We start from the raw sequence: 13791 nt of genomic DNA, 5'->3' as shown, positions 1-13791 counted from the left end.
CGATTTTCTGCAACGCAGCTAATGTCTGCTACCACCTAGAGGGCCAAAAACCTTCAACAACTTCTCGGGTATTGAGCGGGGTTTTTGACAGCATCGATTAAGGCTGTTTGCGCCCGTTCCAAAATGGAGCGTTTGCGGGATGAGTTGAATGAACCTTCTGCGGGTGGCTCTTCGTGTAGAAGGCTCATATATCTGTCGGTATTTGGGATTAAGGAGCGGTAGCGTGCTCTTTCACTTCACTAACGGCTGAGCCACAAGCATGGTCAATGGAGGTTTTTACTTCAGCCCTTCTATCGTTTAGAAAATACACTCGGCGAGCCTGTCTTACAAAATCATCATCGAAGCACTCGGTCGCATCTTTCAGACGGAGTGCATCCTCGACGTCCCAAAGGTGCCAATTGATCTCCTTTAGTTTGGACTTAAGTTCGGCAAGATCACGTATGCAATCTTGATCAAACTGTTGAATCGCTCTTTGGAACTCACATTTATAAGAGGCCAACTGCTCTTGAGCGGTCCTTTTCTTTTCAACATTTTGAATACGTTCAGATTTGATCTCTAGAATCGTCAAACGATCCAAAAAATCTCCGAACCCAATTGAAATAAGCACGGTCAACCCATCATTGACTGATTTGGGGGAAGAGCCTGTCATTCTGCTATTACTTCTACTTTGTCGTGAACATAAAGCGCGTCGCGTCGCCCGTAATCTAGCAAAATAAAGCCGTTCTTGTAAAAGATTTTCTAACTGAAATCGTCATTATTTTGATAATCAACGCTGATGACAGTGTTCTCAAGAGCCGAAGATGGACGCGGCGTTAGGTTTTCACGCTTGGATCTTCCGATACCCACCGCCAAATAGTCATCCTTTGAAAGTTTATGATTGCACAAGATATTGTCCATCGTCAGCGTTTTTCGAAACAAAGGGAGACTGACCTAAGGGGATTAGGCTCATCTGATTGACTATATTATGAAGCGCGCCGAGTGTGGGATGCAAGCGCCGCGTTTCGATCCAGAGCGGTTCAATAAATGATCCGCTTTAACCGCATGGGCTAAACCCCATACACAGAGTTTCGGATGCTCCCGTGCGATCGTTCAATCTTGACCTGTGTCCGGCTTTGTGCGTAATGCTTGGACCAGATGAACCAAGCACCGCTGGGACTTGCAGGCTTACCTGTTTTGAAGCCATGTCTTCAGAAAATGATAAAGGATTAGAACATGCCTATTCGCGAACTAAGGGTCGAAGAAGAAAGCCTTTCGTCTAGAGTGTCGTTCCGGCAGACTGTTTCCGTACTCGCCCTTGGGTCCGTACTTGTCACTGGGTTGTGCGTACCCACCATATCAGCAGCTGACGCAGTTGGCAGCAATAGGGCAGCCACGGCGAAAATACCAGGTAGCGAAACCCTTCCTTATTTAACCGGTACCGTTCCTGAAGCAGCGGGAACTATTCCTTATTTAACTGGTACCGTTCCTGAAGCAGCGGGAACTATTCCTTATTTAACTGGCACCGTTCCTGAAGCAGCGGGAACTATTCCTTATTTAACTGGCACCGTTCCTGAAGCAGCGGGAACTATTCCTTATTTAACTGGCACCGTTCCTGATTAAAGTCGGGAGAGCTACTCTTCTGACTGAAAGTAGTCTGACAACCCGACGGTGGCTGAAGTCAGTCCTAATGGGTTCAGATAGCCTTAACCAATTCGATATTTTTGGCTTAGCTAGTAGTTTCAGCTTTGCAGCAGGTAGATCTGTTAGAGGAGTTTGAATTCTCGAAGTTTGATCATGCCACCACAATCAGGGAAAAAAGCATCTACAAGATTGAGATCTATTCAGCCGGATATCCGCGAATGAGCTTAGGCCAGCCCCAGAAAACAATATCAATGAACACGCCGCATGACTGAGGCGCTAGAAAAGGTTTGGCTCCTGATCGAAGCTGCCGAACTTGACGTCGCGCTGGTTGAATTGGAAAGCCAAGACGCGACTCTTCCACCGTGCCTAGAGCGTCGCACCCAAAGGGGCATTATCTATCTGCAGATGGGCAATGCTCTCGATGCTATGACCTGCTTGCAAGAAGTCCTTGAGGGCGCGCCTGATAATATTCGTGCCCTAGTGATGTATTCGGATGCATGTGATCTTTTAGGAGAGCGCGATGAAGCGCTGAGGAACCTAAACTTAGCGCTTGAGTTGGAGCCTAGTCTTGATGTTGCAATACTGAGACGTGCAGAACTGAAAATACGGATGGGCAACCTTTTAGGCGGTCTCGAAGACTACAAGGTTCGGCATAAGTTATTCCCGGCACGTGTGGGTTTGGCGATGGAGGCTGGCGGGTGGCCTGAATGGCAAGGACAATGCATTGCAGGCAAGAGGATTGTACTCGCTGGTGAACAAGGATTGGGCGACACAGTGCAAATCATGCGATTTGTTCGGTTCGTCGAAGCTCTTGGCGCATGCGTCATTCTAGGTCTTCACCTAGGCTTGCATGCAATTTGCCGGCAATCTGGGTTTAAAGGTGATCTCTACTCCATCGTGCCGGCTGATGTTGATGCCGATTATCAAGCGGCATTAATGGATGTCCCTCTGATATTGAAGCTCACCGATGGTGAGCTTTGGGCTGGCGAAGCCTATCTCAGCCCAGACTTTGCCAAAGTCATGCGCCATAGGAAAATGCTTCGGCCCGCACGGCTAAGAATAGGTATCGCTTGGCAAGGCAGCCAATCATTCGCGGGCGACTCTACGCGGTCAATTCCCTTATCTGCTTTTAAAGCCATATCTGGTATTAGCGGGGTGGCATTATATAGCTTACAGGCCGTGGATGGCCTCGACCAATTGACACAAATGCAATCTCAGCTTGGCATACATGTTTTTTCGGGACTCGACGCTGCCCCCGCCAGCTTTCTGGAAAGTGCTGACTTGATGGTCGCATTCGATCTTATAATCACTCCGGACACGGCTGTGGGCCATGTTGCGGGAGCACTTGGCTGTCCCGCGTGGCTCGCCCTTTCAAGGCGATCGGATGCGAGGTGGAGGGACGGCCAAACAGAAACTCCATGGTATCCTCGCCACCGCCTGTTCCGCCAATCCATAGACGGCGACTGGACTGGTGTCTTGCGAGACATGAGAGCTTCTATTTATTCTATGTTGGATGCTAAATAAAACAATTGACGCGGACTTCGGTGGATTTCACGGCCCACCACTGAGTACCTGCCGTACATATTCCTGCTGGTTAAGTAATGTTCTCACCTGGATGTTAACAATGCCTCGAATAGCGGTTCCCGACATGGATGGAGACACCGCCTCCCTAAACCACATTGAACCACACCCGAATTTTCAAAATTTTCCTGTGACTAAACGACTACCGTCTGGCGACGGTAGGATTACGGATGTGATTTTCCAGGTACTGAAGTACAACATCCTCTGTGATCGCCCCGTTGGTGGTTGAAAAATAGACGCACACAAGGTGCGCGCCACCCTAACTTGCGGCTTTTGAGTAATAACAGCCTGTTGGCACGCAAAAGGAAAACTCATGATTCGGCCGTATACGCCATACTCATTTAAAAGTTAGCGACGGAAGCTGATTTGATTGCCCAAGTAAGATCTGAAGCTAAGACCTTTAGGTCTTAACAAACCGTGGCTGACAATTTAACGGGAAGGTCTTATCGTAGACCAATGTGAACACATAGCTGCTAATGGTCCCGCAGGATGTCTGGCAAGCGTAGTGGAATATCTTTCGGATAAACAACTAAAAATGCCCGCCCTACAGAGCTGGTTTCCTTTCCCACGCTTCGCTTAATAGGCGAGCTCGTATAAGGCACCAGCGAGAACTTTGATGCCCGCCACGATGTCTTCAATGGTCGAAAACTCTTCCGGCGTGTGGCTACGCCCGTCTTTGCTACGCACGAAGATCATTGCAATCGGACAGATTTTAGCCATTTGTTGCGCATCGTGACCTGCCCCGCTAGCCATGTGCATGGTTGCAACACCGGCGGAGTCTGCTGCCCGACCAAGCGCGGAAAGAAGGTCTGGATCGCTTGGGCACGCGGGATGATCAATTAGGATTTGCGTCTCCAAAGTAAGGCCTCGTCTCGTCGCAATCTCAGACAACATTCTATCGTGTGTCTGATAAAGAAGGGCAGCCGCTTCTGGATTCGGATGACGGGCATCAATGGTAAAGGTCACTGAACGTGGAATGATCGCGGCACTATTCGGGCCTGGTATGCATTGCCCGATGGTCGTGACCGCGGGGCGCCCAAGAGTATGAGCGTGATCGATCACCGATGTGACGACTTCAGCGAACCCCGCCATAGGATCGCAGCGTATATCCATGGGAAAAGCACCGGCATGGTTGGACTGCCCTGTCAGCGTGACCTTAGTTTGTCGAATGTGAGTAATTGCATCCACAATTGCCACTGGCAAATTCGCATCCTCTAGGATGGGGCCTTGCTCGATATGGAGTTCGACAAAAGCCTCGATATCATTGCGCGCAGCCTCAGCGATACGCGCCGGATTAAAGCCGATTGCAGCCATGGTGCTGCCAATACTATCGCCTGTTGCTTCTAAAACGGTGTCGCAATCTTGCGGCGTCACTCGTCCGACGATTGCCCGCGATCCCCAAAACCCAGCGGTTGGAAACCGGCTGCCTTCTTCTTCGCAAAACGACACGAATTCCAGTGGCTTTCGAGGTGAACCAAACTCAGCTTTCAAAGCGGCGATTGCAACGAGAGCCGCCACGACGCCAAGTGCTCCATCGTAACGCCCACCCGGACATTGACTGTCAATGTGAGATCCGGAAACGATGATTTTCCCACCGTCGACGCCATCAACCCGTCCCCAAAGGTTGCCCACAGCATCAAATCGAACATCAAGACCCTCCGCCCGGCTCCAATCCGCTACGAGGTTTTGGGCTGCCACCCATTCGTTTGAATACACTGTCCGCCAGACACCCGTTCCAGAATGCGCGCCAATCGCGCCCAAGGCCAAAATCATTTCCTCGACCTTTTTTGTGTCGATATGGGGAATTTTCACGGCTTTCATTTCGTTCCTCTTGCGTCTGAACTAGTGTTTCAATGGGGTCTGAATTCACTAGTGTTGAAACCCGTCTTACCAAGGGTCGCGTTGTTCGAGTATGCCCAAATTGACTTATTTTGCGTTGTTGCACACCTTTCGCTCTCAGTCCTAATTCTCTTGCGTACCGAGTCGCAAGCCGACAACCCTCCCCTGCGACTTCGATTACCCTCAAGGGATGGACGGCTGTTTCCAATACATTTTCGCTTGCGACAATCGTATCACTGCGTTGATGCTTGCCAAAAATGCAGAATTTACAGACATAGGAAGTGTTAATCAGCCGTAGTGTGGTCTCCAGCTTCAAACGCATTTCCCTCGCGTGCCGAGTCTGTTCACGTCCTCTGGTGGTTTGTTTGGAAGATTCGATCGCCGCAATTAGGTGTAGAAATGATACGCTGCGGAAACAGAGTTCAAAGCTATTATTGTATGTTTATGCGGATTTATCTAATAGATGGTTCATCAGTATGTACCTGCACGTGCGTTAACTGATCTGAGGGTGGCACGCTAACGCATTGCCGCCTTCTTTCGTTTTCGGGATGAGATAGGGACGATGTTCTATTTTGGTGCAAAACGGTTTTGAAAAAAGAGCATTTAATGCACAATACTTATTTGATTATTTTGGTTGCGGGAGCTCGGCTTGATAAATACTTGCCTTTGTATAGAGCGCCGACACCCTGCCCAGCTTACCCACCCAACGTATCGCTTCCAAATAGCGCGCGTCACCATCGCTATTAGCGATACGGCTCAATCTTGTCCGCCGACAATGCGTACCCGATTTCTGCAAGATGCGTACTCATGGATGACACGCCAAACATGCCAATGACATTAACTGGTTCGAACAGGCCACTGCTTTCATAAGGCATCGGTGTCGTGACAAAGACAAGTTGGTTTGCTGGCGGCGGCGGGACGTGGACGCAGGCACCCACGTAAGGCACCAAGATAAATGCAGTAACGCCCGTACCCGTATAATCTATAGGGACGATGAACCCAGGAAGGCGGACAATTTGGCCGTTCCACTCGGTTCTGACGCCGCTTGACTCAGGCTGTTGGCTTGTTAGCGGCGCCCTTTCGTCATGGGCCAGCGAGCTGAGCAACGCGTTTGGAATGGTTGATTGCTCGTCTGGCAGCAAGTCTTCCCAATCAAGGTCGATGTACTCCTCGGCGCGTGCCATACTGGGCACAAGTGTTGCCGCTGCCATACCTGCGAGAAGCGCACGGCGCTGCAAATGACGGTTCACCATTCGTAGACTTCCATATCATCGGCCTCGATGGAATATCCTGTCTGGCCAAGGCTTGTGGATTGCAATTGCGTACTCATCGTACCCGTGACCCAGACAGGATCCCAAAGTTGATCTCCCGGCCATGGCTGTGCGGTGTCGACCATCACAAGCTGGTTTGCGGGCGGCGGTGGTGTGTGGATGCATGCGCCGAGGTAGGGCACGAGCATGAAATTGGTCACACCTTCCGCGCTCGTCTCAAAGGGAATGATGAACCCCGGCATCTTGATATATGCCCCGTTAAGCTCTTCGTTAAGCTTGATCGCATTTGCATCGTAGATTGGGGTCCAGACATCGTTTTCCCAGTCCATTTCGCCCATGTCAACGATTTCTGAATACGGCAGCCCTGGCGGAAGAAGGTCTTCCCACGTGATTTCCCTTGGTGTTGCCGCAAATGCTATCTTGGGTGTAACGGCCGTACCCGACAGTAGCATAAGAGTTTTTCTGCGATTTAGCATTGTATCCACCTCATTCTTAGCATCACGTGTTTACCATCATACCATCAGCTACAGACATCCTGTAAGCCCGTAATGCTGGCACGAGGCTCACGATTGCGCCAGCAAAAATCACTCCAATGATAACCCAAAACTCCCGCATCATGGGCGCATCAATCGGCAGCCAAAGGCCAAAGGCGCTATCGAGGATCGGCTGTGTGATGATCAACCCAACGTACAAGAGCACCAATCCAAGCAATGCACCAACCGCCGCCATCACCATGGCCTCCAAGACAAGCATGCTCAGAATCGTGAAAGGCCGCGCGCCCATGGCCCGAAAAATCGCCATCTCGCGGCGGCGTTCGTTCAGGCTGGAAAAAATGGTGGCCATCATGCCGATGAGGGCCGTGACAACCACCATTGCGGACACCGCGAGGAGCGCCGTTTCCGCAATGCCAACAATACCCCAGAGTTCTTGCAAGGCAACGCCAGGCAATATCGCGAGGAGAGGCTCTTCCTTGTATTCATTAATGGCGCGTTGCAAAGCAAAGGTCTGTAGGGGGCTTTCGACGCCGACAAGGGCGGCAGTTATCGCCTTGGGCGTGAGTTCCATTTCGCGGATCACATCCGCGGGTGTCGACTTGCCGGGGGCCTGTGCGCCGCTTTGCCAATCCACGTGGATAGCCTCAATCGCTTCCATACTGACGATGACGGTGCGGTCAACGGGCGTGCCCGTCTTTTCCAAAATACCCGACACGCGGAACGGCTGATCCTTATGTTCGGTGAAGGACGCGAGGCCGTGGGCGACGATAATCGGATCACCAACGTGATATCCCAGTGTTGCAGCAACGTCGGCACCGATTACCGCATCAAACAGGTCATCCATGATGGCGCCGTCGGACACCGCCAATGATCTGCCTTGGCGATATTTGTAATGTTCGAAAAAGGCCTGGGTCGTGCCCATCACGCGAAACTGGCGATGGCTGTCTCCCAGTGAAATCGGCACAATCCAGTCAACATCTGGTCGCGCCGCGATGTCCTGATAACTTTCCCATGTCACGTTGTTGGTCGCATTGCCGATGCGAAAAACGGAATAAAGGAGTAATTGCACAGACCCTGATCGTGCTCCGACAATTAAATCGGTGCCGGATATTGTGTCGGAAAAGCTGGCCTTGGCCCCCGTCCGCACCTTTTCGACACCAAGAAATAGCGCCACCGATAAGGCGATGGCAAGGATGGTCATGGCGACGGTCAGCGCACGTGCGAAGAGCGAGGCAATAGCAAGGCGCAAGATCATGCCGCCACCCTTTCGATCTGCGCGATGTCTTCCATGCGGATCACCCTATCAAAGCGTTCGCCCAGTCGCGGATCATGGCTGACCATCAGGAGCGACGTGTTGTGCGTTGTCGTTTGTTCAAACAGCAGGTCAAGAAAGGCGATCTGACTATTTGCGTCGAGGGCCGAGGTGGGTTCATCCGCGATGATCAGCGGCGGTTGCCCGATCAATGCACGTGCAACTGCCACGCGTTGTTGTTGGCCAACACTTAGCGCCGTGGCTTTCGCACTGGTAACGCCGGCAGGCAAACCAAGCGCAGAACACAGATGTGAAGCCTCTACCGTCGCGTTACCAGCACGCTTGCGTCGCGCGGGAGCGAAACGGAGCGGGAGCAGAATGTTGTCCATCACAGACCCAAAAGGCAGCAAATTAAACTGCTGAAAAATCACACCGATCTGTTCGGCCCGGACTTTATCGCGCGCGCCGCCAGACAATGCGGTGATGTCCACCCCCGCAATATCAACCTTGCCACGCTCCGGCAGGATTGTGCCACAGATCAACGACAAAAACGTCGATTTTCCAGACCCACTCTCGCCGAGCAGCAACACAGACTCGCCCACCGCAACCGCGACGTGCGGGACCGTTAGAGAAAACCCAGCCCGCCCCGGCCAACGATAGGCAACGTCAGTGATTTCGAGTATCGGATCAGCGTCTTGCATTCAACGCCCCAAATCCAAAACGGGCGCGTCACGTTCTACTTCGAATGCTTGCGCACCGGATGCGGTGATCATCTGCACTTCAACTTCTTGTGCATTTGGGAAGGTTTCAAAATAGGCGAAAGTGATCTCGGTCAACGCATCAGGACTTTCGCAGTTCAGCGCATATTCTGCATGGAATTCTGTGTGTCCCGCTTCGTCAGCATGGTCTGCGTGATCTTCATGGGCCTCATCCTGGTGATGCTCTTCTGCATGATCTTCATGCTCCTCGTCGGCGTGATCATCTTGATGCTCGTCACCGTGCTCCCCATGCCCGTCTTCACTTTCGAGTTCAGCAAGCGCCTCGACAACAGTGCAACCTGCCGCTGCGCTCATAACGAACAAATCAAGCGGCGAACCGAGTATAGCTACTGCCGCATCAATCGCGGACTGATCGGCATCACTTGTCGCTGCATACTCGAACCCAACAATATCAGCACCGGGTGCTTCGAACGCCATCGCGACGGTCGTGCCTTCTATCGCGATATTAAGCGTTCCAACGCCATGTTCATGGGCGTCAAGTTGGCGTGCGTCCTCTGCAAAGGCAGGGAAAGCAGCGACAAGTGCAATAAGGGGGAATGTTTGTTTCATGATACTTCCAATATGGTTTGGTAAAAATGGATCAGGCTGCGCAGGTGCCGCACAGCCCGTGAATTTCAACGATGTGCCGCACCGCATGGAAGGCGTTTTGATCGGTCAATGCTGTGAGTTTCGGCAGCAGATCGCTCCCGTCATGTTCATCAACTGACCCGCAGTCTTCGCAGATAGCCAAGACAGGCAAACTTTCGACGTGGCTACAGCGACATGGCACAAAGGCCTTGATGGATTCGAGACGGTGCGCGCGTCCTTGATCAGTCAAAGCCGAGAGCGTGCGATAGACCGTAGGCGGCGCAATATCCGGCTCACTGACCTGAAGTCGTTCAAGGATTTGGTACGCAGTCATCGGTCTGTCGCATTCTTTCAACACACTCAAAACATCCGTTTGTCGGGCCGCCGCGCGCTTTCTCATATACTGAACTCCTTCTTTTAGGAATTTATTATTTTATAAAGTAACAAATCTCAAGACATAAATCCTGAAATCGCCAAACCAGTCATTGGCGCAGTCACAGCAAAAGCTCACTTTGTCCGCTGACCGACATCTTGCACCTTAAAATGCTGCACTCAGCCCGAATGGTCGCAATGACGGGCCGCAGCATCGAGAAATGGCTGTGGCGTCGTCAAGTTGCGGGGCAACACCCTTAGCGGTAGGTATCCTTATGACCAAGCCCAAGCAATCCGGCGCCTTTTTAGGCCATCGTTTCCCACCTGAGATTATCGCATACGCCGTCTGGACCTATCACCGATTTCCCATGAGTTTGCGCGATGTCGAAGACTTTTTGGCCGCGCGGGGCGTTGTGGTCAGCTACGAGGCCATCCGCGCTTGGGTTGCCAAGTTTGGGTCACAATATACCAGAGTGATCCGCCGAGATCGACCCAAAGCTGCGGACAAATGGCACTTGGACGAAGTCGTCCTTCCGATAAACAGCAAGAAATATTGGCTGTGGCGAGCGGTTGATAGTCGAGGCGATGTGCTGGACATCCTCGTCAATTCCGGCGCAGTAAACGGGCTGCAAGCCAATTTTTCCGCAAGCTATTCAAGGCATTTGGCGAGCCACGGGTGATCGTCACCGATAAACTCCGAAGCTATGGCGCCGCCTTGAAGGAGCTTGCTTCGAGAATAGAGCACCGCAGCCACAAAGGGCTTAACAATCGATCCGAAGGGTCACATCGCCCCACACGACGGCGAGAAAAGATTATGGGGAGGTTCAAATCGCCGAGACAAGCCCAGCGATTTCTTTCCGTTCATGATCAGGTCCAAACCATCTTCCGTCCGCGCCGCCATACACTTTCAGCCGCTGCCTACCGTCCGACTCGAGCCGACGCACATTGGTTCTGGGACGACATCACGCGTAAACTGAAGGCTGCTTGAGACTCGGAACCCGGGCTTTCGTAGCGAAGATCGCCGACAACTTGACGATGCCTTTCACAGGCTTGAACAAAATTCAGATTAAACGATGATTTACATGTGCGTAAGGTGACAGGATACAGGCGGCCCTATCTCCCCGTTGTGGCCCTTGCCTTAAAAGCAAACACTATCATACCGCCCATAATGCGTCATTCATTTTGGCTAAGCCAATCTATCGGAAGTACATCGCGGGAGCCCAGAGCACCATGCAGCAGCTTTCCCCGACCCTAGCCGGAGAATATATTGACGCAAGAGACCGATCCTTAAGCTGCTGGTGAACAGCAGTTAAATTTGTGGCCTGTGTAAAACGCGGAGCAATAATGGGCCACAGAAGCGGCTGCGTATCGCAGTTGTAGCGGAGTAAAAATCCGCCAGTTTGTGTCCTTCGTTTATTCGGAGGGCGGGAGATGTATTCTGTGGATATTTATAATCGTGTGCGCCGTGCTTGTTTGAAGGACGGGATGTCTGCTCGAGAAGCGGCGCGTTATTTCAACAAGGATCGCAAAACGATAGCCAAGATGTTGCGGCATGAACTCCCTCCTGGTTATCGGCGTTCAGAAGCCCCGCGTCGTCCAACGCTTGATGATTATGTCGGTGTCATCGATGATATACTGCGTACAGATAAGGCCCTGATCAAAAAGCAGCGCCACACCGCCAAGCGTATTTTTGAGCGTTTGAGGGATGAACACGGATACGCGGGAAGCTTGACGACAGTGACCTATTACGTTCGCGAACAAAAGCGACGCACTAAAGAGGTGTTTGTACCGTTGTCGCATCGGCCAGGCCACGCGCAGGTTGATTTTGGTGAGACACTTGGCGTGATTGGTGGCGTGGAATGCAAGATCCATTTTTTTGTAATGAGCTTACCGCATTCTGATGCGGTGTTCGTTAAGGGATACCCTGCCGAGACGACGGAAGCATTCTGCGACGGCCATGTGTCCGCCTTTGCGTTCTTTGATGGTATTCCGCAGTCCATTCTCTACGACAACACCAAGATCGCCGTTGCGCGGATACTCGGGGACAGAACGCGTATTCGCACACGTCGGTTCACTGAGCTGCAATCCCATTACCTGTTCGATGACAAGTTCGGGCGACCAGCGCGAGGAAACGATAAAGGCAACGTTGAGGGCATGGTTGGATATACGCGTCGCAACTTCATGGTCCCTGCGCCGCGTTGTGACAGCTTTGATGATTTGAACGCCCATCTGGAAGCGAAGTGTTTAGCACGTCAGGACGATACTTTGCGCGGCCACACCCAAACCATAGGTCAACGTTTGGTATCCGATTTTGATGCGCTGATGGGGTTGCCCGTGGCGGAATATGAAGCCTGCGACCATGTCAACACACGGGCCACTTCGATCTCGATGGTGCGCTATCGCAGCAATGACTACTCGGTGCCGGTGGCTTATGCACACCACGATGTTCATGTGCGTGGGTTTGTACATGAGGTTATCATCGGCTGCGGTAACGAGATCGTTGCACGGCACAAACGATCCTACCTATCCGCGGATATGATCTTTGACCCGCTCCACTTCCTGCCCTTGATTGAGCAGAAGGTGGGGGCTTTGGATCAGGCAGCCCCTTTGCAGGGTTGGAATCTACCGGATGCCTTCGCCACCCTGCACCGACTGCTCGAAGCCAGAATGGGCAAGCCGGGCAAACGAGAATACGTTCAGGTTCTACGTCTTTTGGAAACATTCGAGATGGACGTTGTGCAAGGCGCAATCCAGCATGCCATTGATCTGGGCGCTATTGGCTATGATGCCGTAAAACACCTTGTGCTATGCCGTATTGAGAAGCGGCCACCGCGATTGGATTTGGACTTCTACCCGTATTTGCCTAAGGCCAATGTCGGCACGACACGCCCATCCAGTTACATGAGCCTGCTGGGAGCCACGGCATGACAGATGCTCCCCAAATCCTTCTGCACCACCACCTCAAGAAGTTGCGCTTGCCAACGTTCCAAGGAGAGTACGCAAAACAAGCCCAAATCTGTGCTGCTGAGAATAAGGACCACATCCAATATCTGGCGCGTCTGTGCGAGATGGAGTTAATTGACCGCGAACGGCGGATGATCGAAAGGCGGATCAAAGCGGCGAAGTTCCCCAGCACCAAAAGCCTGGATAGTTTTGACTTCAAGATCATGCCCAGCTTGAACAAGCCACTGACGATGGATCTGGCTCGATGTGACTACGTGGTTCGCAGAGAAAACATTATTGCCCTCGGCCCATCGGGAACGGGCAAGACCCACATAGCTTTAGGACTTGGATTAGCCGCGTGCCAAAGAGGGTTGAAAGTACGGTTCACGACGGCGGCAGCCTTGGTTCATGATCTGATAGAAGCCCAAGATGAGCGCCGATTGCAGCGCATGCAAAAGCAACTGACGAGCCAGAATCTGTTGATCATTGATGAATTAGGCTTCGTTCCTCTGAGTAAATCTGGCGCAGAATTGCTCTTTGAGGTGATCTCGCAGTGCTACGAACGTGGTTCCATCATCATAACCTCAAACCTGCCCTTTGATGAATGGACCGAAGTCTTTGGCTCAGAGCGGCTCACGGGCGCCTTGCTGGATCGTTTGACACATCACGTCCACATCCTTGAGATGAACGGCGAAAGCTATAGGCTCAAACACAGTCGTAAGAACCGCCAGTAATCAAAACACATCAAGATCAGAACAATGTTGGCCCATGGGCCAACATGCGCTTTGGCACGCGTTAGCTATTTGGGGGCACGCGCACCAAAGCGCAGAACATCCGAGAACTCAGTGGACCAATTTTACGCCGCGATCTGGTCCCTTTTTACACTGCGATTGACAGCTGCGGGTTACTAATACGGAAAAGGGGAGCGTTTTGTAATTCGGCAAGCCTAGGTCAGCGCCCTGCCCGGCTCAAGCCAGTTTCCTCGGACAGTGCCCGTAACTGGCCTCGCTTGCGGTCAATGATCTTTTGACCGACAATCATATCGCGGACTAGGGAATACACCAAGCAGTTCG

At 52.0% G+C, this 13791-nt stretch carries 12 protein-coding genes and 2 pseudogenes; 5 read left to right on the top strand and 9 right to left on the bottom strand.

Features of this window, described 5'->3' with window-relative positions:
• Nucleotides 1-208: 208 nt before the first annotated feature.
• Nucleotides 209-649: a DUF6165 family protein gene (locus tag RC74_RS12510; protein ID WP_052274565.1), complete on the bottom strand. Its 441-nt coding sequence runs from the start codon at nt 647-649 to the stop codon at nt 209-211.
• Nucleotides 650-1212: 563 nt separating this feature from the next.
• Here RC74_RS12510 and RC74_RS22225 point away from each other — a divergent pair.
• Together RC74_RS22225 and RC74_RS12500 are read left to right on the top strand one after the other, a co-directional pair.
• On the top strand, nt 1213-1599 hold the full coding sequence (locus RC74_RS22225) for a hypothetical protein (RefSeq protein WP_156477468.1): 387 nt from the start codon (nt 1213-1215) through the stop codon (nt 1597-1599).
• Between the two features lie 285 nt (nt 1600-1884).
• Nucleotides 1885-3144 (top strand): tetratricopeptide repeat protein, encoded by a 1260-nt coding sequence (locus RC74_RS12500; protein WP_052274564.1) that lies wholly within the window; start codon nt 1885-1887, stop codon nt 3142-3144.
• Between the two features lie 199 nt (nt 3145-3343).
• On the opposite strand, the pseudogene RC74_RS23870 reads toward RC74_RS12500, so the two are convergent.
• From RC74_RS23870 to RC74_RS12465, 8 genes and pseudogenes are all read right to left on the bottom strand, one after another.
• A pseudogene (locus tag RC74_RS23870) lies at nt 3344-3436 on the bottom strand (IS200/IS605 family transposase); the annotation flags it as partial.
• A 341-nt stretch (nt 3437-3777) separates the two neighbouring features.
• Nucleotides 3778-5022: a hydantoinase/carbamoylase family amidase gene (locus tag RC74_RS12495; protein WP_062628262.1), complete on the bottom strand. Its 1245-nt coding sequence runs from the start codon at nt 5020-5022 to the stop codon at nt 3778-3780.
• 761 nt (nt 5023-5783) lie between these two features.
• On the bottom strand, nt 5784-6293 hold the full coding sequence (locus tag RC74_RS12490) for a DUF3299 domain-containing protein (protein WP_062628261.1): 510 nt from the start codon (nt 6291-6293) through the stop codon (nt 5784-5786).
• Nucleotides 6287-6787 (bottom strand): DUF3299 domain-containing protein, encoded by a 501-nt coding sequence (locus RC74_RS12485; protein WP_062628260.1) that lies wholly within the window; start codon nt 6785-6787, stop codon nt 6287-6289. Before RC74_RS12485 ends, RC74_RS12490 begins: the two co-directional genes overlap by 7 nt.
• A gap of 22 nt (nt 6788-6809) precedes the next feature.
• Nucleotides 6810-8060, bottom strand: a complete 1251-nt coding sequence (locus RC74_RS12480) for an ABC transporter permease (RefSeq protein WP_062628259.1) — start codon at nt 8058-8060, stop codon at nt 6810-6812.
• The gene (locus RC74_RS12475; RefSeq protein WP_062628258.1) at nt 8057-8758 is read right to left on the bottom strand and encodes an ABC transporter ATP-binding protein; all 702 of its coding nucleotides are present in this window, start codon (nt 8756-8758) and stop codon (nt 8057-8059) included. The genes RC74_RS12480 and RC74_RS12475 overlap by 4 nt, the downstream gene beginning before the upstream one ends.
• Nucleotides 8759-9385: a zinc uptake protein ZrgA gene (gene zrgA, locus RC74_RS12470; protein ID WP_062628257.1), complete on the bottom strand. Its 627-nt coding sequence runs from the start codon at nt 9383-9385 to the stop codon at nt 8759-8761.
• 31 nt (nt 9386-9416) lie between these two features.
• A complete protein-coding gene (locus tag RC74_RS12465; protein WP_039000231.1) occupies nt 9417-9803 on the bottom strand; it encodes a Fur family transcriptional regulator in 387 nt (128 codons plus the stop codon).
• Between the two features lie 247 nt (nt 9804-10050).
• On the opposite strand from RC74_RS12465, the pseudogene RC74_RS12460 reads away from it, so the two are divergent.
• The 3 genes and pseudogenes from RC74_RS12460 (at nt 10051) to istB (ending at nt 13452) form a co-directional block, all read left to right on the top strand.
• Nucleotides 10051-10763: pseudogene (locus RC74_RS12460) on the top strand (IS6 family transposase).
• A 443-nt stretch (nt 10764-11206) separates the two neighbouring features.
• Nucleotides 11207-12703 (top strand): IS21 family transposase, encoded by a 1497-nt coding sequence (gene istA, locus RC74_RS12455; protein WP_062628256.1) that lies wholly within the window; start codon nt 11207-11209, stop codon nt 12701-12703.
• Nucleotides 12700-13452 carry an IS21-like element helper ATPase IstB gene (gene istB, locus RC74_RS12450; protein WP_062628255.1) on the top strand — a complete coding sequence of 251 codons (753 nt, stop codon included), beginning with the start codon at nt 12700-12702 and terminating at the stop codon, nt 13450-13452. Before istA ends, istB begins: the two co-directional genes overlap by 4 nt.
• Nucleotides 13453-13791 lie beyond the last annotated feature (339 nt).

It is taken from the genome of Falsihalocynthiibacter arcticus, assembly GCF_000812665.2.
Taxonomy (GTDB): Bacteria; Pseudomonadota; Alphaproteobacteria; order Rhodobacterales; family Rhodobacteraceae; genus Falsihalocynthiibacter; species Falsihalocynthiibacter arcticus.
The sequence above is the reverse complement of the archived record's forward strand: the minus strand, read 5'-3'. Positions and strand labels throughout refer to the sequence as shown.

Bases quoted from the DNA above. Each gene is read 5' to 3' on its own strand.
- RC74_RS12510 (WP_052274565.1), bottom strand. From the start codon at position 649: ATGACAGGCTCTTCCCCCAAATCAGTCAATGATGGGTTGACCGTGCTT.
- RC74_RS22225 (WP_156477468.1), top strand. From the start codon at position 1,213: ATGCCTATTCGCGAACTAAGGGTCGAAGAAGAAAGCCTTTCGTCTAGA.
- RC74_RS12500 (WP_052274564.1), top strand. From the start codon at position 1,885: ATGACTGAGGCGCTAGAAAAGGTTTGGCTCCTGATCGAAGCTGCCGAA.
- RC74_RS12495 (WP_062628262.1), bottom strand. From the start codon at position 5,022: ATGAAAGCCGTGAAAATTCCCCATATCGACACAAAAAAGGTCGAGGAA.
- RC74_RS12490 (WP_062628261.1), bottom strand. From the start codon at position 6,293: ATGGTGAACCGTCATTTGCAGCGCCGTGCGCTTCTCGCAGGTATGGCA.
- RC74_RS12485 (WP_062628260.1), bottom strand. From the start codon at position 6,787: ATGCTAAATCGCAGAAAAACTCTTATGCTACTGTCGGGTACGGCCGTT.
- RC74_RS12480 (WP_062628259.1), bottom strand. From the start codon at position 8,060: ATGATCTTGCGCCTTGCTATTGCCTCGCTCTTCGCACGTGCGCTGACC.
- RC74_RS12475 (WP_062628258.1), bottom strand. From the start codon at position 8,758: ATGCAAGACGCTGATCCGATACTCGAAATCACTGACGTTGCCTATCGT.
- zrgA (WP_062628257.1), bottom strand. From the start codon at position 9,385: ATGAAACAAACATTCCCCCTTATTGCACTTGTCGCTGCTTTCCCTGCC.
- RC74_RS12465 (WP_039000231.1), bottom strand. From the start codon at position 9,803: ATGAGAAAGCGCGCGGCGGCCCGACAAACGGATGTTTTGAGTGTGTTG.
- istA (WP_062628256.1), top strand. From the start codon at position 11,207: ATGTATTCTGTGGATATTTATAATCGTGTGCGCCGTGCTTGTTTGAAG.
- istB (WP_062628255.1), top strand. From the start codon at position 12,700: ATGACAGATGCTCCCCAAATCCTTCTGCACCACCACCTCAAGAAGTTG.